Annotated in this window: 19 protein-coding genes and 3 pseudogenes; 14 read left to right on the forward strand and 8 right to left on the reverse strand. The window is 65.3% G+C overall.

The genetic code is table 11. From position 1 onward, the window contains the following. Window positions 1-162: 162 nt before the first annotated feature. Genes ACVWZ8_RS15365 through efeO form a run of 3 tightly spaced genes read right to left on the reverse strand, consistent with a single transcriptional unit; the run spans window position 163 to window position 3,388 of the window. A complete protein-coding gene (locus ACVWZ8_RS15365; protein ID WP_456505081.1) occupies window positions 163-801 on the reverse strand; it encodes a hypothetical protein in 639 nt (212 codons plus the stop codon). Further along, window positions 798-2,201: an iron uptake transporter deferrochelatase/peroxidase subunit gene (efeB, locus tag ACVWZ8_RS15370; RefSeq protein WP_456505082.1), complete on the reverse strand. Its 1,404-nt coding sequence runs from the start codon at window positions 2,199-2,201 to the stop codon at window positions 798-800. Before efeB ends, ACVWZ8_RS15365 begins: the two co-directional genes overlap by 4 nt. Beyond that, window positions 2,198-3,388 (reverse strand): iron uptake system protein EfeO, encoded by a 1,191-nt coding sequence (gene efeO, locus ACVWZ8_RS15375; RefSeq protein ID WP_456505083.1) that lies wholly within the window; start codon window positions 3,386-3,388, stop codon window positions 2,198-2,200. The genes efeB and efeO overlap by 4 nt, the downstream gene beginning before the upstream one ends. Window positions 3,389-3,593: 205 nt before the next feature. Here efeO and ACVWZ8_RS15380 point away from each other — a divergent pair, with 205 nt between their 5' ends. Further along, entirely contained in the window at window positions 3,594-6,137 is a 2,544-nt protein-coding gene (locus ACVWZ8_RS15380; RefSeq protein ID WP_456505084.1) for an AMP-binding protein, read from the forward strand. On the opposite strand, the gene ACVWZ8_RS15385 is transcribed toward ACVWZ8_RS15380, so the two are convergent. Then, the gene (locus ACVWZ8_RS15385) at window positions 6,134-6,301 is read right to left on the reverse strand and encodes a hypothetical protein (protein ID WP_456505085.1); all 168 of its coding nucleotides are present in this window, start codon (window positions 6,299-6,301) and stop codon (window positions 6,134-6,136) included. The genes ACVWZ8_RS15380 and ACVWZ8_RS15385 overlap by 4 nt on opposite strands. Window positions 6,302-6,896: 595 nt before the next feature. Between ACVWZ8_RS15385 and ACVWZ8_RS15390 the strand changes: the two are divergent. The 3 genes and pseudogenes from ACVWZ8_RS15390 to ACVWZ8_RS15400 all read left to right on the forward strand — a co-directional run. Then, a pseudogene (locus ACVWZ8_RS15390) lies at window positions 6,897-7,640 on the forward strand (IS1595 family transposase); the annotation flags it as partial. A 54-nt stretch (window positions 7,641-7,694) separates the two neighbouring features. Further along, the gene (locus tag ACVWZ8_RS15395; protein WP_456504426.1) at window positions 7,695-8,720 is read left to right on the forward strand and encodes an IS30 family transposase; all 1,026 of its coding nucleotides are present in this window, start codon (window positions 7,695-7,697) and stop codon (window positions 8,718-8,720) included. A gap of 12 nt (window positions 8,721-8,732) precedes the next feature. Continuing rightward, a pseudogene (locus ACVWZ8_RS15400) lies at window positions 8,733-8,933 on the forward strand (IS1595 family transposase); the annotation flags it as partial. A gap of 284 nt (window positions 8,934-9,217) precedes the next feature. Here the strand turns inward: ACVWZ8_RS15400 and cynR are convergent. Beyond that, a complete protein-coding gene (cynR, locus tag ACVWZ8_RS15405) occupies window positions 9,218-10,090 on the reverse strand; it encodes a transcriptional regulator CynR (RefSeq protein ID WP_456505086.1) in 873 nt (290 codons plus the stop codon). 114 nt (window positions 10,091-10,204) lie between these two features. On the opposite strand from cynR, the gene ACVWZ8_RS15410 reads away from it, so the two are divergent. The 8 genes and pseudogenes from ACVWZ8_RS15410 (at window position 10,205) to ACVWZ8_RS15445 (ending at window position 16,556) form a co-directional block, all read left to right on the forward strand. Further along, a complete protein-coding gene (locus tag ACVWZ8_RS15410; protein ID WP_354240211.1) occupies window positions 10,205-10,864 on the forward strand; it encodes a carbonic anhydrase in 660 nt (219 codons plus the stop codon). Window positions 10,865-10,898: 34 nt separating this feature from the next. Next, window positions 10,899-11,369 (forward strand): cyanase, encoded by a 471-nt coding sequence (cynS, locus tag ACVWZ8_RS15415; RefSeq protein ID WP_426978461.1) that lies wholly within the window; start codon window positions 10,899-10,901, stop codon window positions 11,367-11,369. 45 nt (window positions 11,370-11,414) lie between these two features. Next, window positions 11,415-11,987: a nucleoside deaminase gene (locus tag ACVWZ8_RS15420; protein WP_456505087.1), complete on the forward strand. Its 573-nt coding sequence runs from the start codon at window positions 11,415-11,417 to the stop codon at window positions 11,985-11,987. Beyond that, window positions 11,930-12,064: pseudogene (locus ACVWZ8_RS15425) on the forward strand (AAA family ATPase); the annotation flags it as partial. The gene ACVWZ8_RS15420 and the pseudogene ACVWZ8_RS15425, both read left to right, overlap by 58 nt. A gap of 265 nt (window positions 12,065-12,329) precedes the next feature. Then, on the forward strand, window positions 12,330-13,847 hold the full coding sequence (locus ACVWZ8_RS15430; protein WP_426978459.1) for a purine-cytosine permease family protein: 1,518 nt from the start codon (window positions 12,330-12,332) through the stop codon (window positions 13,845-13,847). Then, on the forward strand, window positions 13,840-14,451 hold the full coding sequence (locus ACVWZ8_RS15435) for a TetR/AcrR family transcriptional regulator (protein ID WP_426978458.1): 612 nt from the start codon (window positions 13,840-13,842) through the stop codon (window positions 14,449-14,451). Before ACVWZ8_RS15430 ends, ACVWZ8_RS15435 begins: the two co-directional genes overlap by 8 nt. Before the next feature lie 99 nt (window positions 14,452-14,550). Next, entirely contained in the window at window positions 14,551-15,540 is a 990-nt protein-coding gene (locus tag ACVWZ8_RS15440; RefSeq protein ID WP_426978457.1) for a nitrilase-related carbon-nitrogen hydrolase, read from the forward strand. Then, a complete protein-coding gene (locus ACVWZ8_RS15445; protein ID WP_456505088.1) occupies window positions 15,537-16,556 on the forward strand; it encodes an agmatine deiminase family protein in 1,020 nt (339 codons plus the stop codon). Before ACVWZ8_RS15440 ends, ACVWZ8_RS15445 begins: the two co-directional genes overlap by 4 nt. A gap of 278 nt (window positions 16,557-16,834) precedes the next feature. Here ACVWZ8_RS15445 and ACVWZ8_RS15450 read toward each other — a convergent pair whose 3' ends face one another. Then, window positions 16,835-18,367: a PucR family transcriptional regulator gene (locus tag ACVWZ8_RS15450; protein WP_456505089.1), complete on the reverse strand. Its 1,533-nt coding sequence runs from the start codon at window positions 18,365-18,367 to the stop codon at window positions 16,835-16,837. A gap of 186 nt (window positions 18,368-18,553) precedes the next feature. Here ACVWZ8_RS15450 and ACVWZ8_RS15455 point away from each other — a divergent pair, with 186 nt between their 5' ends. Continuing rightward, the gene (locus tag ACVWZ8_RS15455; RefSeq protein WP_426978453.1) at window positions 18,554-18,709 is read left to right on the forward strand and encodes a hypothetical protein; all 156 of its coding nucleotides are present in this window, start codon (window positions 18,554-18,556) and stop codon (window positions 18,707-18,709) included. Then, complete coding sequence (gene speB, locus ACVWZ8_RS15460; protein WP_426978452.1) at window positions 18,706-19,704, forward strand: agmatinase; 999 nt, start codon at window positions 18,706-18,708, stop codon at window positions 19,702-19,704. The genes ACVWZ8_RS15455 and speB overlap by 4 nt, the downstream gene beginning before the upstream one ends. Window positions 19,705-19,783: 79 nt before the next feature. On the opposite strand, the gene ACVWZ8_RS15465 is transcribed toward speB, so the two are convergent. Both ACVWZ8_RS15465 and ACVWZ8_RS15470 read right to left on the reverse strand, forming a co-directional pair. Then, on the reverse strand, window positions 19,784-20,635 hold the full coding sequence (locus ACVWZ8_RS15465; RefSeq protein WP_456505090.1) for an L-serine ammonia-lyase, iron-sulfur-dependent, subunit alpha: 852 nt from the start codon (window positions 20,633-20,635) through the stop codon (window positions 19,784-19,786). Between the two features lie 125 nt (window positions 20,636-20,760). Next, on the reverse strand, window positions 20,761-21,981 hold the full coding sequence (locus ACVWZ8_RS15470; RefSeq protein WP_426978450.1) for a D-arabinono-1,4-lactone oxidase: 1,221 nt from the start codon (window positions 21,979-21,981) through the stop codon (window positions 20,761-20,763). Window positions 21,982-22,072: the final 91 nt, after the last annotated feature.

The raw sequence follows: 22,072 nt of genomic DNA on the forward strand, positions 1-22,072 counted from the left end.
CCGGGCTGGCCGGGCGCGGTCGGGTCTGGACTGGCGGGGGCTCGCCTATTTACGAGAGTCCTCCGCTGCTGCCCTGCCGGTCAATGCCCTGCCGTTCCTGTTTCCAGCAGCGAGTTCACCGTCCCTGGCGTTCGGAGGCGGGGCAGCCATGCACTGGTACATTTAGCCGTTGGCCCAGCGCCGCAGTGTGCTGTTGAGCAGCCCGACCAGCACACTCGTCCACCAGCAGCCTTGCGAGATGCACAGTGCAACCAGCAAGCGCACGCGCAGCCCCGTGGCCACCTTCGTGAACAATGTTCCCTGTGGCAGTAGATGCAGTTGCTTCATGGTTTGAGCCAGGGCCAAGCCGTTGAGCATGAGCATCAGGACGCACAGAAGTTTGATCTGCGTCAGAGGGCTGGACAGATCCGGACGCAGCATCGCCCCGGAAGCGAGCAGCAGGGCCAGGCCGCCCCAGATCAGCGGCTGCGCGGCGGATTCGAGGCGGCGGGTGTCGTCGACGTCCCGGCGGCCAAGGAGCCACAGCAGGCCCACCCAGTCGAGCACCAGTATGGCTCCGAAGGACACCACGAGTGCGAGAATATGGCATGCGAGGGCGATCCGGTGGATCTCCGTCCCGCAGTCGAGGAAGCCGCCGAGCAGCACCGAGGCCAGCCATGCGGCCGAACACAGCAGTGCCAGCAGCACCGTTTTCAGGGAGGGCCTGCCGGTTGGCCTGGCTAGCCCGCTGCCGTTCGGTTCACAGACTGCCGTACTGTCGGACGCGCTGCCGCCACCGGGCTCGGCGACTGGAGGCTTCATGCGAAGAGCCCCTCACCGATAAAGCCGCCGGCGCTGGTTCCCGGCGGAACGGCGAACAGGCCCGAGCCGGTGTGCTTGAGATATTCCAGGGCCAGCGTGTCTTCCTTCGCCATGGCCAGCTGCATGGGCACGTAGTGGGTCCGCGGGTCCTTGACGAACGCGATGAAGAACAGGCCGGCGTCGAGGTGTCCCAGGCCGTCCGAGCCGTCCGTGTAGTTGTAGCCGCGCCGGAGCATCTTCACGCCGTCGTTCCGGCTCGAGTGCGCCAGGCGGACATGGGCGTCCAGCGGGATCAGCGGTTCCCCGCCGCGCCCCTGGATCTCGAAGTCAGGAGCGGTGAATTCCCCGCCGCCGGACAACGGGGCGCCGGCGCCCTTGGTGCGGCCGATCAGGCCTTCCTGCTCGCGCAGCGAGGTCCGGTCCCAGATTTCGATGTGCATCCGGATCCGGCGGGACACCAGATAGGTGCCGCCGGCCATCCAGGCCTCGCCCGGACGGGTTCCCGCTCCGGCCCACACGTGCTCATCAAGCAGGGCGGTGTCCTCCGCTTTGAGGTTGCTGGTGCCGTCCTTGAAGCCGAAGAGGTTCCGCGGGGTCGGCTGGGACCGCGACGTGGAGGAGGTCCGGCCGAAGCCCAGCTGCGACCAGCGGACCCGCGCCTGCCCGAATCCGATTCGTGCGAGGTTTCGGATCGCGTGGACAGCCACCTGGGGGTCGTCGGCACACGCCTGGACCACAAGATCGCCGCCGGTGCGCCCCGGCTGGAGGTCATCGCCGGGGAAGTGCGGCAGGTCGATGAGTGCATCCGGGCGCAGTCCTTCCAGGCCGAAGCGTGCCTTCCGGTCGTTCTCGAACAGGCCGGAGCCGAAGCCGAACGTGAGGGTCAGATTTCCGGCCCCAAGGTCCAGGGCCTCGCCCGTGTCCTCTGGCGGGGCGTCGTAGGGACCGTCGACGGCGCCCGTGCTTCCCGTCGTGCGCCCTGCCGTCATAGCCTCCGCAGCGGCGGTCCAGGCCTTCAGGAGCCGGATGAGCGCTGCACGATCCTCGGTGACGACGTCGAAGGCCGCAATGTGCAGGCGGTCCTGGGCCGGCGTGATGATGCCGGCCTGGCGGCCACCGTGGAAAGGGATGATATTGCCGGACGCGGCAGGGGTTGCCGCCGCAGCCAGCGCGTCCGGCCCCAGGAGGCCGGCGGCCAGGCCGGCCACGGCCCCGGCGCCACCCACACCTGCGAGGGACAGCAGCCCGCGGCGGGACAGCCGGCCCTTTCCGGGCAGGGGAGCTGCCGCGGCAGCCGGCGAAGGTGCCGGATCGTCGGCGGAACCCGGGGCGGCGCCGGAATCCGGGGCGGCGCCGTCGGGCGTTTCGGCGGTGTGGCCGTTGAAGGGGCAGCCGCTCACAGGACCACTGCCGAGGTGAGCTTGGAGAGTGGCTCGCCAAGGGCATCAACCAGGGAGGCGAGCTGCTGGATCTCGGTCTGGCTGAGCTCGGTGTAGTAGGTGAACCCCTCGCCTTTGGCGTGCTTCTTGAGCCCGGCCTGCAATGCCGAGAACTTCTCGTCGAGGCTTTCGGCCAGGGCTGGGTCCTTCTGCTGCAGCACGGGCAACAGGCTCTCGAAGGCGATCCGGGCCCCGTCCACGTTGGCCTGGAAGTCCCAGAGATCCGTGTGTGACCATGCTTCTTCCTCCCCGGTGACCTTGCCGGTGGCCACTTCGTCCAGCAGTTCCTTGGCGCCGTTGCCGAGCATATCGGCGGTGAGTTTTACCTCACCGGTGCGCTGGCCCAGGTCCTCGGTGTCGGCGACGAGCCGCTTCGCGATGACGGTGCGCTCCTCCGCGGTTAGCGGGGTGTAGCCAGCGGGCGGGAACAGGTCCTTCTCCGCGCGGTGCCAGCCGGTCCATTCCTGGCCGGGCTCAAGGTCGGCTTCGCGGGCATCGAGCTTGGGGTCAAGGTCCCCGAAAGACTCCGCGACCGGCTCGATGCGCTCCCAGTGCATGCGGGTGGAAGCGTAGAGTCCGCGCGCCTTCGCTGCGTCTCCGGCAGCGTAGGCTTCGGCGAACGCTTTCGTGCCGGTCACCAGTTGTTCGGTCTGATCCTTCACATACGCGGAGTACTGGCCGGTGCCGGTGTCCAGGACCTTCTGGAGGTCGGCGTCAACGATGGGATTGGTGCCGGAGTCGGTGACGTCGAAGGCTGCACGGATGCCGTCCCCCTGGATTCCGGGCTTGCAGGCCGTGGTGTACTTGCCGGCGGCCGCCGTGACCACGAGGTTGCGGGTAAGGCCCGGGCCGATGTTCTCGACTTCGCCAATGATCCGCAGCCCGTCCTGGGCCAGAAGGTAGAACTCGGTGACCTCGGCGCCTTCGTTCCTGACGGCGAAGGTCAGGTTGCCGCTGGAGACATGGTTCGCAGAGACCTTGCATTCGGTCTTGGTGCTGGTGACCTGGATCGGCCCGGAGGCCGCGCCCCGGGTCTTGGAGTTGTCCGTGCAGCCGGCCAGAGCCAGTGGAACGGCAGCGGCCGCCGCTACCAGGGCAAGCGACTTCCGGAATCGGGGGGCTGTTTTGGGCAAGGGGGTGCCGGGCATGGGTGTTTCCTTTGGTCGGTTGGTAGAAACGGCGGAGGGCGGCGGTTGCGGAACCGTGACGCGTGGGGACGTCCCTAGGTGAAGGAGCTGACGGAACCCTTACTTAGGCGCACCTAAGTAAGGAGGATACTTATCCAAAACGATTACGCAAACTTTTTATACCCTAATTTTGTTTAGGTAAGGCTTATCTAATAACATCGTCCGAGTGACAACGCACCTTGATTTCGCGCGGGTGTCCTTTGCCTCGGATCTTGCGAGCTACGGGGACAGACCCGCAATTCTCACTGACAGCCTCACCCTGACCTACCGGGAGCTGGCGGAGCGCGTCGATGCCCTCGCCCTCCGCCTCGGCACCGGGCGGCGCCTCGTAGCGCTGGCTGCCGCCAACGACGTCGACTCGCTGGTCGCCTACCTGGCGGCCCTGGTGTCCGGGCACCCGCTGATCCTCCTGCCGGAAGACAAACCCGCAGCCCTGGAGTCCCTGGTGGCGGCGTACGATCCCGACGTCATTGTGCGGTCCGGGAACGGGCAGACTGTCCTGGAGGAGCGCAGGCCCGGCACACGGCACGAGCTGCACCCGGACCTTGCCCTGCTGCTCAGCACGTCCGGCTCCACCGGCTCTCCCAAGCTCGTGCGCCTCTCGCATGCCAACCTGCAGACCAACGCGGAGTCCATTGCCCAATACCTGAGGATTGGCACGGACGACAGGGCGGCTACGACCCTGCCGATGTCCTACTGCTACGGGCTGTCCGTGATCAACAGTCACCTGCTCCGCGGGGCAGGCCTGGTCCTTACCAACCTTTCGGTCGTTGATCCCTGTTTCTGGGACCTGTTCCGCCGTGAGGGTGCGACGTCGTTCGCGGCCGTCCCGTACACGTTCGAACTGTTGGAGCGGGTGGGGTTCCCCGAGATGGAGCTGCCCAACCTTCGCTACGTCACCCAAGCCGGAGGCCGGCTCGCACCGGAGATGGTGCGAGGCTACGCCGAGCTCGGCCGCCGGCAGGGATGGGAACTTTTCGTGATGTATGGCCAGACGGAGGCCACAGCCCGGATGGCCTATCTGCCGCCGGAACTCGCAGCCGCAGTCCCCGGCGCCGTCGGTATCCCGGTGCCCGGCGGCGCATTCCGGATCGATCCCGTCCCCGGGCTGGAGCACGGGGAGCTCGTGTACACCGGCCAGAATGTCATGCTCGGCTACGCCGAAAGCCCTGAGGACCTCGGAAAGGGCCGGACCATCACCGAGCTCCGCACCGGCGACCTCGCCCGGAAGCATCCCGCCGGAGTCTACGAAGTTGTGGGGCGCCGCAGCCGGTTCGTCAAGATCGTGGGACTGCGCGTTGACCTCGGTCAGGTCGAGAGGATCCTTGCCGACCTCGGAGTGCACGCGGCCAGCGCAGGTACGGACGACGGGCTGGTTGTCGCCGTCGAAGGCGGGCACGACCCGCACCTGCTGGGCAAGGTCCTGGCCCAGGGCGTCGGCCTGCCGCGTGCGGCACTCGAGGTGCACGCCGTCGAACATCTCCCCAGGCTGGCCACCGGCAAACTGGACTACCCGGCGGTCCTTGCGCTGTCCCGGCCTGACCCGGCAGAGCCCGCGCCCGGGACTGACCCTGCAGCCGGTCCCGACAACGTCCGAAAAATCTTCGAGGACACCCTGGAGCGCGCGGACATCGCCGACGACGACACCTTCGTCTCGCTCGGCGGGGACTCGCTGTCCTACGTGGCAGCGTCCGTAAGGCTGGAACAGGCGTTGGGGCATCTCCCGCGGGATTGGCACGTGACGCCGGTCCGGGATCTGGAACCGCGCCGACGGGATATGCCGGTCCGGAAGCTGCGACGGTTCTTCGCACCGATCGAAACCGGCATTGTGTTGAGGGCCGTGTCGATCATCCTCATCGTCAGTACCCACGTCGGCCTTTTCAGGTGGCAGGGCGCGGCCCATGTGCTCATGGCGGTGGCGGGCTACAACTTCGCGCGTTTCCAGCTTTCCGGGGAGCGGCTTCCGCGCCTCCGGCGGCAGCTGGCCAGCCTGGCCAGAGTCGTCGTGCCGAGCGTGGCCTTCATCGGTGTGGCCTATCTGATCACGGATAACTACACCCCTGCCAACATCGTGCTCCTCAATGCCGTCCTCGGACCGGAGGCGGTGACCACTCAGTGGCATTTCTGGTTCATCGAAGTACTTGTCTACCTGCTCGTGGGAATGACTGCCCTGCTCGCGGTTCCCTGGGCGGACCGCGCTGAGCGGCGATTCCCCCTCCTCTTTCCGCTGGCCCTTACGGGAGCCGGGCTCCTCACGCGCTATGACGTGATTGATCCCGGCGTGCCGCACACGGCGCCGGCCCTCTGGCTATTCGCGCTGGGCTGGGCCATTGCGCGGACCCGGAACGTGGCCCAGCGCTGCGCCGTCTCAGCCGTCGCAGCCCTGACGGTCCCGGGGTTCTTTGAGGACGCAAACCGGGAATACACGCTCCTCGTCGGAATCCTGCTGCTCATCTGGCTGCCCGCTATTCCCGTGCCGAAGGGGTTCCGCCGCCTGACGATACTGCTGGCCAGCGCCTCCCTCTACGCGTACCTGGTCCACTGGCTGGTCTACCCGCCGCTGGCCCCGATCAGTCCACTGCTGGCCGTGGCAGCATCGCTCGCCGCCGGGGTTGCGTACTGGGCACTGTACATGCGCGTGATCAGCGCGGTCATCCGCCGGCGGACCCGCTCGACGAGCTCCCTTCCCAAGTTGGATCCGCAGACCTAACTTATTGAGAGGAGCTTTGTACCGTCCGGACGGAGTTCCCGGGTGGGTGATACGTGCCGGTACCGGGTCTGTTGGGTGATTCCCGGATCCTGGCAGAGGTCGCTGACTGTGGTGCCGGGCCGGCCCATGGAGGCGGGAGCGAGCCGGACTTTGGCGGGGGTCATTTTGAAGGGGCGTCCACCTTTCGGGTGCGGGCGGAGGCGAGGCCGGCGATGGTGCGTTCGGCGCGGCCATAGGTGCCGGGCACGGCTCCGTCCGGATACCCGCCGGATCCTCCTCACTGTTCACCACCGTCGTGCACCGGATTGAGCGGCCCCTGGACCCGGAACGCTTCCGCCACGCCCTGGCCGGCCTTGCCGAGGGATGCTGCTGGCTGAGCGGACGGCTCTAGGTCGCCTCAGCGCCCGGCTGCAGGATCGCACTTCAAGGCATCGGACCCCGAATCTGGCTGGAAAACACCGGTCCCTGGCAGGCCGACCGGAAGTCCTCCCGTTCATGTCCCCGGTGACCGGTCCTGACGCCGTTCTGGACTTGCATCCCGAATTCGGCGACCGCGGAACTGTCCTGGCCGTACTGCCTGACGTCCGGTTGACGTATACCCCAACCGGACACATGTTGCAATGAAGCGTGCTTCCCAAACCGGCACGAATCGAACTGGCGAGGATGCCAGCGGTCTCCGGCGCCGCGGGGAGTGACCAAGCCGGCTGCGGCTCATAAAAGCACCAGTGGGTATCCGGTTAGCTCAGGTAGACTGCGTAAATGTCGAGACCGGACTTTCCGAAGACGATTCTGGAGTTCCAGGCGAGATTCGGCGACGAGCAGGCTTGCCTGGGCTATCTGTTTGAGTGCCGCTGGCCGGATGGCTATTCGTGTCCCCGGTGCAAGGGGGAGTCCGCCTGGCCCGTGGCGGCGCGGGGGCTGTGGGAATGCGCCGCATGCCGTTACCAGGTTTCGCTGACAGCCGGTACCGTGCTCCACAAGACCCACACTGCACTGCATTTGTGGTTCTGGGCGGCCTACCTGATGACGACGGGAACTCCGGGGATCTCGGCCAGGCAGCTGCAGCGCCAGCTCGGACTCAGCCGCTACGAGACGGCCTGGACCATGCTCCACAAACTGCGCCGCGCCATGGTCAACCCCGAACGCACCCTGCTGACCGGCGAGGTAGAGGTGGACGAATGCGAAGTCGGCGGCCCGGAGGTGGGCCGGCGCGGCGGCAGAAATCTCACGGCCCGGGCCGCGCAGATAGTCGTGGCGGTGGAGGTGCGTGGTCAGGGCTCCGGACGCGTCCGGATGAAGGTGATCCCCAACGCGTCCGGCGACACGTTGGGCACTTTCGTGACAGACACTGTGGCTCCCGGCGCCATCGTGCACACCGACGGCTGGATGGGGTACGTCCCGTTGAGGAACAAAGGCTACGACCACCGCCCGCGATCCCAGCGGGCCGCCAAAAGAGCCGGCGACCCCGACCTTGTCCTTCCCCGCGTGCACCGCGCCATCAGCGGCGGTGTCATACCGTCGTAGCAACAACATTGGTTTGAGCGGTGGGAGTTGCTGGTGGTTCGCAGGGCGTTGGCGATGTCTGACAGGGCGGATATTGCGGTAGGCATCAAGGCGGGCTGGACGGACCGGCGGATCGGTGCGGATATTGGCCGTGATCACACGATCGTGTGGCGGGAGCGACGCCGCAATTCCACGAAGACGCGGGCATACCGGCCGGTCACGGCGGACGTGAACGCGGAGAAGCGGAGGTCGCGTCCGCAGACACGGAAGATCGATGGGAATCCGGTGCTGGAAGCCCGGATTCGCGCTGATTTGAAGAGGTCGAGAACGCCACGGCAGATCGCTGGGCGTTTGCAATTGGAAGCGTCAGAGCCCAGCGTTGAGATCATGACCAAATCCCCTGATGCCGACGGCGCTACCGTCTCCCACGAGGCCCTCTACAGGTGGATCTACGCCCTGCCTAAAGGCGAGCTGGCCAAGGCCGGGATACTGCTGCAATCCAAGCGCACGAAGCGGAAAAGCCGTAAGCCCCTGGGTGAGCGGACCGGCGGCCGGATCATCGGGATGGTCAGCATCGATGACCGGCCCGAGGAAGCGACCGACCGGCGTATTCCTGACGCGTGGGAGGGGGATCTCATCGTGGGTAAGGGCGGTAAATCCGCTGTGGCAACGCTCGTGGAACGATCGAGCCGGTTCGTGATCATGCTCGGCCTGCCCGAAGGTAAGAAGGCACACGGCCTGGCGGACGTTCTCATTGACCGGGTCCACGATCTGCCGGCCCTGATGCGTGGCTCCCTGACGTGGGACCAGGGTACCGAGATGGCCCGCCACGCCGCCTTGACCGTGGCAACGGATCTGCCCGTCTACTTCGCCCACCCGCATTCACCATGGGAGCGGCCAACGAATGAGAACACCAACGGGCTCATCCGCGAGTACCTCCCCAAGGGCACAGAGCTGACCAGTCACCAGCCCTACCTGGACTCCATCGCCGACGAACTCAACGACCGCCCACGAAAAGTTCTAGGCTTCTACACGCCACGGGAAGTATTCAACAAGCTACTCAACGACAACGTTGCTTAGACGAGTTGACACCGCCCATGGCTGCGGGGAACCCACCGCTCCGTGGGCAATGAACACCTGCAGGTGTACCTCGACGAGTTCACGTTCCGCTACAACCGGCGCAGCACACCCATGGCGGCCTTCCAATCCCTGCTCGGTCTCGGCGCACAGCAGGCGCCAGCCACCTATCGCCAAATCGTCGCCCACGGTCCGGGGTCGAAAAGCACAACCTGAGCTAACCGGATACCCACTAAGCACCGATGCCGATACCGCTACCGCTACTTGTGCAAGCCGTCAGGAATGACGGATCCAAGGCCTGGCTTTCTTCCCAGACATGAAGGCCGCGCCCTTCCTCCGCGGGTTCCTTATCGAGTAGGCGGAAGCCGGGAACACCAGCAGAACCCCAGCGATGACAATTCGCGCCACCCAGCGCCCTCGTTGGTTTCCTCTGTGACGCATGGATGGCGTTGGGCAAGTCTTTTGAGGGTGGCTGCGTTGGCCACGGCCGGGTCAGGCGACTAGCTCCACGTCGATGACAGCTCGGTGAAAGCCTGGCTGGCTGCGCTCACGTAGGCGCCCTTCCTTCTGAGTAGGGCTGCGGTGCGGTGTGGAATGACCGGCGACAGGTCAACTGGGTGGAGCCCAGGCTGTTCGCGGGCAATGGCTTCGGGCAGCACGGTGGCGAGCTGGCCGCGGCGGATGATTTCCACGATCGCGCTGATGGAGTCGGCTTCAATCGCGATGCGGGGGGCAATGCCGTGGTCCCGGAAGTGCAGGTCGATGTGGCGCCGGGTTGCAAAGTCGCTACTGAGAAGCACAAGCCCCTCTTGTTCCAACTCCCGCAGGGCCATGGGTGCCTGCGCGCCGGCGCGGGGGTGGTTATTGCCGACGACCAGGCCAAGGGTTTCGACGAACAATGCCTGGGTCTCGATCTCGGACGAACGCCCCTCGGCGAAAGCGATGCCTAGATCGAGGGTGTCCTCGGCCAGTGCCGCCTCGATGCGGTCCTGGGTCATCTCCTGCACGCTCAAGGTGATGCCGGGATGGCGGGTGCTGAAGCGTTCGACCAGTGGACCGATCAGGTAAGCGGTGAACGTGGGCGTCATCGCCAGCCGGAGCGATCCACGGCTCAGATCCTGCACGTCGTGGATGGCCCGGGTTCCGGCGTCAAGCTCCCGCAGGGCGCGGCGGGCATAGCGCAGGTAGGTCTCGCCGGCGTCTGTCAGCCGCACGGTCCGCCCGGACCTGTCCAAGAGCCGGACGTGCAGCGAGTTCTCCAGTTGCTTGATCTGTTGCGACAGCGTCGGTTGGGAGACATGCAGTGCCTCGGCCGCGCGGGTGAAGTTTTGGTGTTCCGCGACCGCGGTCAAGTAACGAATGTGGCGTAGCATTACGACCCTCCAACTATAGGAATTACTTATTGATTTCATTGTAAACAAGTCTTGGACACTATAGTTCATTTCCGTCATCCTTGAGTTATCCCCCAAAACATAAGGAGACGGCCCATGCAAGACATCATCGAAGGCTTTCTGAAATTCCAACGGGAAGCCTTTCCGGAGCGCTCTGGACTCTTCAAGGAGCTGGCCACCGCCCAGAACCCTGGGGCTCTGTTCATTGCCTGCTCGGACAGCCGGGTCGTGCCGGAGTTGCTGACGCAGCGGGAACCGGGTGACCTGTTCGTGATCCGCAACGCCGGCAACATCGTGCCGGCCTACGGCCCGGAGCCCGGCGGTGTCTCCGCGACAGTCGAGTACGCGGTCGCCGTCCTGGGCGTCACGGACATCATCATCTGTGGCCATTCCGACTGCGGAGCGATGACTGCCATCTCGACCGACACGAACCTGGACCACCTGCCGGCCGTGGCCAGCTGGCTTGCCCATGCCGACGCGGCGAAGGCCGTCAACGCCGCCCGCACCCACGGATCGGCCCAGGAGCGACTGGAGGCCATGGTCCGCGGGAACGTCATCGCCCAGCTGACCAACATCAGGACCCATCCCTCCGTCGCCCTGGCCCTGGACCAGAACCGGCTGAACCTCCACGGCTGGGTCTACGACATCGAAACCGGTTCCATCGACACCCTGGACGGTGCCACCGGCCTCTTTGTCCCACTTGCGGACAACCCGCAGACCTGTGCCACGCCGGCCACATCCGGCCTGGCCGCCTAACCACCTGATATCACCGAAAGAATAGGAAAACACCATGATTCATTCCCAGAACACCCAGGCTCCGCGCGAGGAACTGACCGCCGCCATCATCGACGCCAAGATGCGCAAGGACCTCTCCTGGCAGGAACTGACCGATGGCACTGGTCTGAGCCTTGCCTTCGTCACCGCCGCCCTGCTCGGCCAGCATCCGTTGCCTGAAACCGCTGCGGAAATCGTCGCTGAGCGCCTGGGTCTGGGCGAGGACGCCGTAATGCTGCTGCAGACCATTCCGCTGCGCGGCAGCATCCCCGGCGGTATCCCGACCGACCCCACCATCTACCGGTTCTACGAAATGCTGCAGGTCTACGGCTCCACCCTGAGGGCCTTGGTCCACGAACAGTTCGGTGACGGCATCATCAGTGCCATCAACTTCAAGCTGGACATCAAGAAAGTTGAAGACCCCGACGGCGGCTCACGTGCCGTGATCACCCTCGACGGAAAATACCTGCCCACCAAACCGTTCTGATCCCCACCGTGGCTGTGTCCTCGAAGTGAGGACACAGCCACGGTTGTGCCCGAACTTACCTCTCAGCCAAGGAACATCACGGACTTCATTCAACGCACCATCGACATCGCCCGTGCCAACGTCGAGGAAGGTGGGCGACCCTTTGCGACCGACGGCGAGATCCTCGCCGAGAGCCCCAACCGTGCGTCCCAGACGAACGACCCCACCGCGCACGCCGAGATCCTCGCGATCCGCGAGGCCTGTTCCCGACTCGGTACCGAGCACCTGACCGGGTGCACCATCTACGTACTCGCCCATCCCTGCCCGATGTGCCTGGGCTCGCTGTACTACTGCAGCCCCGAGAAGGTCGTCTTCCTCACCCAACGCGACGACTACGAACCGCACTACGTCGACGACCGCAAGTACTTCGAACTGGCCACCTTCTACGCCGAGTTCGACAAGGACTGGACCGAACGCCGGCTGCCGATGAAGTACCAGCCGTGGGACGCCGCGATCGACGTCTACCGCGAATGGCAGCAATGCAACTCGGGCAACCGCCACGTACTCACCCCGCCACCCCCACCCGGGGCAACTTCCGCCTCATCGACAGGCTCTTCACCCAAGTGGAAAGCGTCATGAAAATCAACGAACTCAGCACCATCACTGACGACGTCATCGAGGCCGCACGCTCCACCCTCGTCATCGGAATCAGCTAAAACCGCCAAACCGAACTGTGAAAAAACCGCCATTCCGAACCAACAGTCACAGGTGACAGGGAGTCCTGCCTGACGTTGGGTTGGGGTATACCCCCAACCGGACGGTCGTGCCGCCGGCTTTGGACAGTCCGTGCAATCGTCTTCGGAAAATGACACCATTTCGCGAGCATTTGTGATGAGTCCCGTCGGACTATTGACTGAAAATTCAGTCAGGATTATGGTTAAGGCAATACATCACCGTGATGTATCTCACGAAAGGCTTGCCATGATCAGCACGCGCTTCCGCAAAGACGCGGATTCCGCCGGTGCCGCATCGGCGCACAAGGACCGCTTTGGCCGCATTGAGTCGGCCGGCATTGAGTTCATTCCCGACGCGGAACGCACTTCCCGCCCCCGGAACCTGTTCACCGTGTTCTTCGGCGGCAACTTCGCTTTCTCTGTCATCGTTTTCGGCTGGCTTCCCATCACCTTCGGCCTGAACTTCGTCGGCGCCGCCACGGCCAGCCTCGCCGGGCTCCTTGTTGGCACGGCCTTGATCGGCCCGATGGCCCTCCTCGGACCGCGGACCGGCACCAACAACACCGTTTCCAGCGCCGCACACTTCGGCACCCGCGGGCGCTTGATCGGTTCCGCCCTGACCCTGTTGTTCGCCCTTGCCTACGCCGCCATCGCGGTCTGGACTTCGGGCGACGCACTGGTTGCCGCCGCCGAACGGCTGCTCGGGATACCCGTCGACGGCGTCACGCTCTCCATCGGCTACGCCGTGATCTCCGTGGAAATCGTTCTCGTGGCGCTCTTCGGCCACGGCACCGTGGTGGCGATGCAGAAGTTCGTCGCACCCGTCGTCGGCGTTCTGCTGCTCATCGGCGTCGTCGCCTTCGCACCGACGTTCAGCCCCACAACAGTCCATGCCGACTACCTCCTGGGCGACTTCTGGCCCACGTGGATCCTCTCGGCCGTCATTTCCGTCGGCGGCCCCCTCTCCTATGCGCCCACGCTGGGCGACTACAGCCGGCGCATCTCGCGGACCAGGCACTCGGACCGTTCGGTGGTGACCTCGGCATGCCTCGGCGTCTTCCTCGGGCTCTTCGTCACTGCCCTTTTCGGTGCCTTCACGGCCTCGGCCTTGCCGGAGCTTGGCGGCTCGTACGTCGCCGATCTCGTGAAATCATCCCCGGCCTGGTACCTGCTGCCGATCCTCGTCATCGCCCTTGCCGGCGGCCTCGGACAGGGCGTGCTCAACCTTTACGCCAGCGGCCTGGACCTCGAAGCACTCTTCCCGCGCCTGCGCCGCATCCACACCACGCTGATCACGTCGGTGATCGCCGTCGGACTCCTCTACCTTGGTGTCTTCGTGTTCAACGCGGTGGACTCGATCACGGCCATGACGCTGGTGCTCAACGGATTCGCCGGCCCCTGGGTGGCCATCAACGTCCTGGGCTTCCTGGTCGCCCGCCGCGGCAAATACCACGCCGCAGACCTCCAGCTCTTTCGCGCCAACGGACCGCGCGGACGGTACTGGTTCAGCAACGGCTGGAACCTCAGGGCCGTGATCCCCTGGGCCATCGGATCAGTATTCGGCCTGCTGGCCACGGACACGTCCCTCTACACCGGCCCGCTCTCGCAACTCGCCGGGGGAATCGACCTCAGCTTCCTTGGCTCCACAGTCATCGGAGCCGTCGGCTATCTCGCGGCGCTCCGGCTCTGGCCCGAACCGCATGCCTCCCTGGTCGAGGCCGCACCGGAGCGGGGTGAGCACGTATTACTGTCAAACCATGACTGACAAACTAGCCAAGATCCTCACCGCCGCCACCACCTGCATCGCCAGGAACGGCGTCCGGGGAATGCGGGTCAACGATGTGGCTGCAGAAGCCGGAGTTTCGCCGGGCCTCCTGTACTACCACTTCACCGACCGGGCCGGCCTGCTTGCCGCAACGCTTGAACACATCAACAAGCAGGTCAGCAAGGACGACGCCGCTCCCGCCTCCCCTGACGCCGAAGACCGCGCCCGGCACTTCAGGCACCTGCTCCTTGACGAAATCAAGGACGACGCTGATGTCCGCCGGAATTCGGTGGCCTGGAACGAGCTCCGGGCCTGCTCCATCTTCGAACAGGAGCTGGCGGAACCGCTTTCCCGGACAACGGCGGAATGGAACCGTGAGATCGCCCAGGCCATCGTGGCCGCCAGCGAAGGCACCAGCGAGGACGAGGCCGCAGTCACTGCGGAGATCCTCACCAGTTTGGTGGAAGGGATCTCCGGCCGCTGGCTCAACGGTTTCATCACCACAGACCACGCGCGTTCCCTGTTGACGACGGCCATCGGCTCACTCACCACAGCACGCCCGGCCACCTTGCAGGAACCTTCCGGACAGGGTCTGGGCAAATGAACCACCAACCCAACTCTCACCCACTTATCAAGCGACGTGATTCCAACGGAATCCCGCGATCATGCAAGGACCCCTAGGGTCCCGTTAGGAAGCACCACCATGGACATCATTGCCAACGCCACTCCGCCCGTATCCTTCGCCCGGAGCGGGGACAGCAGCCGCCGGCCCCTCCGCGTGGCACTGGTCCAGCACCACTGGCGGGAGAACGCCGCCGAGCTGAGGTCGGTGCTGACCGAGGCCATCGGCAAAGCCGCCGACGCCGGAGCCAGGGCCGTGTTCCTGCCGGAACTGACGCTGTCCAAATATCCTGCCAACGTCCGGGCCGGCATCAACCCCGCCAAGGATGCCGAGGACCTGCTCAACGGCCCCTCCTTCGAGTTCGCCGCCAACGCGGCCCGGAAACACTGCGTCACCGTCCACGCCTCGCTCTACGAGCGCTCAGACGGAAACGACGGACTGGGCTTCAACACCGCCATCCTCGTCTCGCCCCAGGGCGAGCTGCTGGCACGCACCCGCAAGACCCACATTCCCGTCAGTGCCGGCTACTACGAGGACACCTACTTCCGCGCCGGACCGGCCGGCGACGCCTACCCCGTGCACCGCCCCGCGGAACTGGACGGGGCCGCCGTCGGACTCCCCACCTGCTGGGACGAATGGTTCCCGGAGGTCGCCCGGCTGTATTCGCTGGCCGGTGCGGAAATCCTGGTTTACCCCACGGCCATCGGCTCGGAGCCGAGCTTCCCGACGTTCGACCACCAGCCGCTGTGGCAGCACGTGATCACCGGCCATGGCATCACGAACGGCACGTTCATGGTGGTCCCCAACCGGACGGGCGACGAAGGCGACATCAACTTCTACGGTTCCTCATTCATCTCCGACCCCTACGGCCGCGTCCTGGTCCAGGCGCCACGGGACCGGGAAGCCGTCCTGGTGGCCGACCTCGACCTGGACCAGCGCAAGGACTGGCTGGACCTGTTCCCGTTCCTGACCACGCGCCGCCCCGACACCTACGCCGAGCTCACCCGCGACGTCGACGTCGACCGCCCGTACGGCGCGGTGTCCGCCCGGCAGACCGCGGCCCAGCCATGAGCTGGATGATGCCAAGCGAAACGGCCCGCCAGGAAAGGGTCTGGATGGCCTTTCCGCCGGAGCGCTCCTCGATCGGGCACACCCCGGAGGAAACCCACGAGGCACGCACGGCCTGGTCCGCGGTGGCGCACGCCGTCGCGGAATTCGAGCCGGTCACCATGGTGGTGGACCCACCGGACATGGCTGCCGCGAGGACATACCTTTCGGCCGGCATTGACCTGGTCGAAGCGCCCCTCGACGACGCCTGGATGCGGGACATCGGGCCCACATTCGTGACCGGCGACGACGGCCGGCTGGGCGGGGTGGACTGGGTCTTCAACGGCTGGGGGCAGCAGGACTGGGCCAGCTGGGGCAAGGACTCCGCGATCGGTGCCGAAGTGGTGAGGCAGGCCGGGGCGGAGCTTCTGGACAGCCCGCTGGTCAACGAAGGCGGCGGGATCCAGGTGGACGGCCTGGGCACAGTGCTGGTCACCGAGACGGTGCAGCTGGATACGCTCCGGAACCCGCACCTGACCAAGGCGGACGTCGAAGCCGAGCTGGCCCGCACCATCGGCGCCACGCACGTCATCTGGCTGCCGCGCGGGCTGACCCGTGACACGCAGGAACTCGGAACCCGCGGACACGTGGACATCGTGGCCGCCATCCCGTCACCCGGTGTGCTGCTGGTCCACTCCCAGCGCAACCCCTCGCACCCGGACTTCGAGATCACCGCCGACATCATCGCGATGCTCGCCGGGACCCGGGATGCGCAGGGCCGTGCCTGGGACATCGTGGAGGTGCCGGCCCCGGACACGCTGCGCGACGAGCTCGACTGGGTCGACTACAGCTACATCAACCATCTGGTGGTGAACGGCGGCGTCATTGCCTGCAGTTTCGATGACCCGGCGGATGCGGGAGCCCGCCGGATCCTGGAGCAGGCCTATCCGGGCCGCAAAGTGGTGATGGTCGATGCCCGCCCCATCTTCGCCCGGGGCGGCGGCATCCATTGCATCACCCAGCATCAGCCGGCCGTCTGACCGCGGCAGCCATGTAGCCCCCTGCTGCGGCCGTCGTACCCGTCGCCCGCAGCAGGGGGCTACATGCTCAGCCGAAGGAGACCTCCGGGATGGCCGGACCCCGACGCGAGCTGATGGTGTCCCGCGGCCAGTCGCGCAAGTTGTGGCCATACCGGCTGCCCCCAGCACGGAATGTCGGCCGACAGGATCCGCCAATATACCAAACTGCACGTCTGGCAGATCCGCCACACAGCAAGATCCGGTGATCGAACCGGGCCTGCATGAGCAACCATGCAGTCCTACCGGCCACCAGCCGGAAAATTGGGTTGGTGGCCGTGCGTTTCCATGGCTTCATGGATCTGCAGAGCAAACCACAGCTGAGCGATGGAGGAGGTTTCGGTAAGGTCCAGCCCGGTCAGTTCGCTGATCTTTCGAATGCGGTAGATGATCGTTTGCCGGTGCGTGAACAGCTCTGCAGCGGTTTTCTGCCATGACCGCTGGAGGGTCAGGAATGTCTTCAGGGTGATCATCAGGTCCGGCTGGCGGCCGCGTTCATAGTCAAAGACCGGGCCGAGCAATCTCCGCACCAACGCGTTGCCTTCCTCATAACTGGTCAGCCCGAGCCATGCGGGTCCCTGCGCATAGTGGGCAAGCTGCTCGGAGTTGCTAGCCGCTGTGCCTGATGCCCAGAGGGATTCCTGCAGTGCCCGGCCGATGCCGGCCGCGTCCGCCAGCTGGCTCACTCCGATCCGGACTCGGGCCGAAACCACATGGCGCAGAATTTCATCGGAACAGTCCGGGCTGACGGCAAGGTGGAGGCGGTTGAACCGCCGCAGGCAGGCGTTGGGGTAGCCATGGCGCCAGAGTCCGATGTGGATGGGGTCAAGATCGTGCAGATCCTCCGCACCCATGGTGACAATGAGGAACTGCCGCGCGGTGACGCCAAATTCCTGCAGCCTCCGCTCCACGTCGGCGGTCGAGTAGCCGCCCTCGAAGGCCTGGCTCAGGAATTCAGCCCCGAGCCGGCGCTGGTTTTCAAGGTCCAGTGTCGTCCGGGACAATTCCAAACCCAAAACCGTAGCGGCATGCAGCAAGATGACGGCGTCCGGGTGCGCTTCCGCCTTCGGTAATACGACCAGCAGTGCGTTGGGGTGCGTGGGGATATCCATCAGGAGAATGTGCCGGCCGTCTGGGAGAATGTGCCACTGAAAACTCTTTGAGGCTGTTGCTGGGATCCGGACTAGCAGTTCCAACCCGGCCGCCACCTCCGCGGGCAAGGGTTCGCCGTCGGGATACCAGGGATGCAGACAGTGCCGGTCGATGACAAACAACGTCGTGTTTAGCTCTGCAGCCAGCCCCGAGATGAGATTCTGCCAGTGCTGTTCGGCTGCCCCGGCGCGGCCGATCAGATCGTAAATTCTGGCGGTCTGGCGCAGCCTGTGCGATTGCTCAAGCAGGGAGGATTCCGCAACGGAGCGGGCGATGGCGATGAACGGCAATGGGTAGGGGATGTTCAGGACCGGAAGGGACAGCCGGTCGCAGGTATCCAGGAATTCCTGTGACAGTGGTGGAGCATGCATTTTCTCCCCGATGGCCAGGGCGCTGGCGCCCGCGCCGGCCAGAGCCTCCGCGAAGGCAACCTGCCCGGCAGCATCGGCCGGCAGGGACAGGCCGTTGGTCATCATGAGTTCCCCGCCGGTGACCCATTCCCATAGCCGCGGCAGGTCCGAAGTGTGGGCCCAGGCTATCGGGTGGTCCAGGCCGCTGGAACCTGCCAGCAGGGACAGGCCAAGCTGGGGTTCAGCCAGCAGTTCTGCCACGGTAATTGTCACGCGCCGCTCCTTTCGTTGCGGGAGCCGCCGGCTTGAAACCGGACGGTCTGTACACATGTATAGATGCTGCGGACAGATGTAGTCAATCGCAGTATGTTCGCCGTGATGCGGGCCAACGATCATTAACTCAATGGGTTCCGTGTTCGGTGATGACTATCCGGGGAGAGGATTTAGATGGACGTGACGATGAACCTCATTGATAATGCCCCGCCGGGGACCTCTCGCCGGAACCCGACGGGGCCGCTGGCCACCGAGACCGCCAACAAGACCCTCCACGAACTGACCACCCGCAAAAAGGCCCGGGCGACCGCGGCCGATGTATCTGAAGGATCCCTGCCATGACCACGCACAAGCCCATCGGCCCCGTTGACGCAACGAAGGTACCCCGCTATGCCGGACTGGGCACCTTCGCCCGGCTTCCGCAGATCGACCGTGTCCCGGACTACGACATCGCCATCGTCGGCGTCCCGTTCGACGGCGGCACCTCCTTCCGCCCCGGTGCCCGGTTCGGTCCGGCATCCGTCCGTGAGGCGTCTCGGCTGCTGCGCCCCGGCTACCACCCCGAACTCGATGTTGAGCCCGTTTACGAGGCGCAGGTCGTGGACGCCGGCGACATTGCCTGCACCCCCTACGACATCACCCGCGCAGTCCGCGAAATCGAGGAACAGGCCCTCCCGCTCCTCGGCCAGGACAAGAAGCTGATCTCGATCGGCGGCGACCACACCATCGCCCTGCCGATGCTGCGGGCCCTGAACAAGGTCCACGGACCCGTCGCGCTGCTGCACTTCGATGCGCACCTGGACACCTGGGACACCTACTTCGACCAGCCGATCACCCACGGCACCATCTTCCGCCGGGCCTTCGAGGAGGGCCTGCTGGTCGAGGACAAGTCCATGCATGTGGGAATCCGCGGCCCGGTTTACGACCGTGACGACTTCCTCCGTGACCACCAATTCGGCTTCCAGATCATCCGGTGCTCTGATCTGGACGTCATCGGTGTTCCGGCCGCGATCCAGCGCGTCAAGGACCGGCTCGGGGACACCCCCGTGTATGTCTCCATCGACATTGACGTGCTGGACCCGGCCTACGCTCCGGGCACCGGTACTCCGGAGATGGGCGGGCTGCACTCCCGCGAGCTGCTGGCCCTGCTGCGGGGGCTGAACGGCATCAACATCGTTGGTGCCGACGTCGTCGAAGTGTCGCCCGCATATGACCACGCAGATATCACTTCGGTGGCCGCCGCGACGCTCGTCTTTGACCTGCTGGGTCTGATGGTCAACCGGAGCAAGGGAATTTCCCTCGCCGACGATGCATCCTTGGAAGTAGCAACCGTCTAAGACAACCCGTCGGGAAAAGTCGTGGCTCTGTGGTCAAACCGCCGAGCCACGACTTTCCCATGTGCCGACCGGGCTGGGGCTAGCATGCGACCACGTTGACGGCGAGGCCGCCCATGGCGGTTTCCTTGTACTTGGAGGACAAGTCCCTGACGGTTTCGCGCATGGTGACAATGACCTCGTCGAGGGAGACGCGGTGGGTGCCGTCGCCCCAGGGTGCCATCTTGGCGGCGTTGATGGCCTTGGCTGCGGCAATGGCGTTGCGCTCGATGCAGGGGATCTGCATCAGGCCGCCGATGGGGGCGCAGGTCAAGCCCAGGTTGTGTTCCATGGCGATCTCCGCGGCGTTCTCCACCTGCTCGGGCGTGCCGCCCATGACCTCGGCCAGGCCGGCGGCGGCCAGGACAGTCTTGCCGTCGACGACGGCTGCTTTGTGTCCGGTGGACCTGTTGGCGCGGCGCATCAGCAGGACCGCCTCGGCCACGGCGGTGGCCTCGTCCAGCAGGGAGGCGTTGGCGATCGGCAGGCCCACCAAGTCCTGGACCATGGTCTGGAAGTTCAGCAGTGCTTCGAGCCGACCCTGGGAGATCTCCGGCTGGTAGGGGGTGTAGGCCGTGTACCAGGCCGGGGATTCGAGGATGTTGCGACGGATCACCGGGGGAGTCACGGTGTCGTAGTAGCCTTGGCCGATCATCTGCACGGCGGACTTGTTCTTCGTGGCGAGCTTGCGGAGCTCGGCCAGCACCTCAACCTCGCTGAGGGCCCGATGCAGGGTCAGGGGAGTATTCTGGCGAATGTCGGTGGGCGCGGCCGTATCCACCAAGGATTTCAGCGTGTCGTAGCCGACGGACTTGAGCATGGTGTCGACATCGGCCTGGCGGCGCACGCCAATGTGGCGGTCAACGAATGCGGCGGGGGTTGCTTGCACCGCCAAGCAAGAGGGCGGCCGGAGAGCTCGGCGCTCCGACGTGGGGCCGGCAGGGCCGCCCGTAGCGCCCCCGCGGCGGAGAAGCTGCCCCCGACCCGTGGGTCGGGGGCAGCTTCCGGGGATTTGGCTGTTCAGCCAACCAGGGCGCGGGTGTGGTCGTTGAGGAACACCCCGTGGGGATCGAATTCCCGGCGGATCTGGATGAAGGTGTCAAGATCCGGGTAGAGCCGCTCCAGACGTTCCCTGGTCATGAAATGGATCTTGCCCCAGTGTGCGCGGGGCTCGAAGTCCTGCAGCAATGCATCCGCATCACGGAAGAACGGCCAGTAGTCCGTCCCTGGCTCAGTGGTGAGCGTGATGACCGTAGTGTCGCGTCCCTGGAACTGGGACATGTAGCCATCGTCGGCTTTCACCCAGCGGACTTCAACGGGGTACTTCTGGTCTGCGTGCTTGGTGCGGATCAGCTCCTGTACAGCTTCGGTGGCGGCCAGGCCGTGCTCGGTGGGAACGAAGTACTCGAGTTCATGGAACGGTGTCGTGAATCCGCCGGGGTAGATGCGGTAGGACCGGTCCAGCCGTGACCCCTCCCTGCAGGAAATTTCACTCTCATCCTGGACTTGGACGATGTTGTACCGCTTGGTGTAGCTGCGATTCGTCATGCTCTGTCCGGGCGTGCCCGGCAGGTCGAGGAGTTCGGATGACCCTTCTCCCGGGCACCAGAGGAAGGAGTAGTGCCTGTTGCCGGCGATATCTTCCTCCCATGTCGAGGCGGTCTCGGCCCAGGTCGGATAGGTGATCTGCTCCTGCAGGTAGTAGCGCTCCTCCACGGCCAGCTCGACCTCAAGGAAGATTCCCAGCGTGCCCAGGGCGACCTGCGCCGCCCTGAGCTCGCGCAGCTGCCCTTCACCGATTTCGACGATTTCGCCGTAGCCGTTGATGAGCTTGACCCAGCGCAGGCTGGAGGAGAAGCTGCCCAGGTCCTTCCCGGAGCCGTGGGTGCTGGTCGAGAGCGCCCCGGCGATCTGCTGCTTGTCGATGTCGCCCTGGTTGCCCAGAGCCAGCCCCCGCTCCCACAGCGGATCGCCGAAGGCGCTGATGGTCGTGCCGGCCAACGCCCGCGCGCGGCGGCGCATCTTGTCGGTTCCGGTGATTCCCGTCATCGCGGACATCTCCATCAGGACGCCGCCGGTCTGGACGAGCGGTGACGATGAATGACCGGCACCCGCGGCGCGAACGGGGAGGCCTTCCTTGATGGCGAAGCGGACCGCGTCGAGCGCTTCCTGTTCCGTCCGCGGCCGGACGGTGAACGCCGGTGTGGCGCACTGGTTCCGGCCCCAGTTGGTCCATGGCACCTCCGTATCAAAAGGGATGGAAGGGATTGCGGCACCCGTCAACGGGCGTGACGGCGCGGAGTGTCGAAGATTCGTTGTCATGTCAGGCTCC

The organism is Arthrobacter sp. UYCu723 (assembly GCF_054059215.1).

Excerpts from the sequence above, each read along its gene's own strand:
- ACVWZ8_RS15365 (WP_456505081.1), bottom strand. The coding sequence starts at position 801 with ATGAAGCCTCCAGTCGCCGAGCCCGGTGGCGGCAGCGCGTCCGACAGT.
- efeO (WP_456505083.1), bottom strand. The coding sequence starts at position 3,388 with ATGCCCGGCACCCCCTTGCCCAAAACAGCCCCCCGATTCCGGAAGTCG.
- ACVWZ8_RS15385 (WP_456505085.1), bottom strand. The coding sequence starts at position 6,301 with ATGACCCCCGCCAAAGTCCGGCTCGCTCCCGCCTCCATGGGCCGGCCC.
- cynR (WP_456505086.1), bottom strand. The coding sequence starts at position 10,090 with ATGCTACGCCACATTCGTTACTTGACCGCGGTCGCGGAACACCAAAAC.
- ACVWZ8_RS15410 (WP_354240211.1), top strand. The coding sequence starts at position 10,205 with ATGCAAGACATCATCGAAGGCTTTCTGAAATTCCAACGGGAAGCCTTT.
- cynS (WP_426978461.1), top strand. The coding sequence starts at position 10,899 with ATGATTCATTCCCAGAACACCCAGGCTCCGCGCGAGGAACTGACCGCC.
- ACVWZ8_RS15430 (WP_426978459.1), top strand. The coding sequence starts at position 12,330 with ATGATCAGCACGCGCTTCCGCAAAGACGCGGATTCCGCCGGTGCCGCA.
- ACVWZ8_RS15435 (WP_426978458.1), top strand. The coding sequence starts at position 13,840 with ATGACTGACAAACTAGCCAAGATCCTCACCGCCGCCACCACCTGCATC.
- ACVWZ8_RS15440 (WP_426978457.1), top strand. The coding sequence starts at position 14,551 with ATGGACATCATTGCCAACGCCACTCCGCCCGTATCCTTCGCCCGGAGC.
- ACVWZ8_RS15445 (WP_456505088.1), top strand. The coding sequence starts at position 15,537 with ATGAGCTGGATGATGCCAAGCGAAACGGCCCGCCAGGAAAGGGTCTGG.
- ACVWZ8_RS15455 (WP_426978453.1), top strand. The coding sequence starts at position 18,554 with ATGAACCTCATTGATAATGCCCCGCCGGGGACCTCTCGCCGGAACCCG.
- speB (WP_426978452.1), top strand. The coding sequence starts at position 18,706 with ATGACCACGCACAAGCCCATCGGCCCCGTTGACGCAACGAAGGTACCC.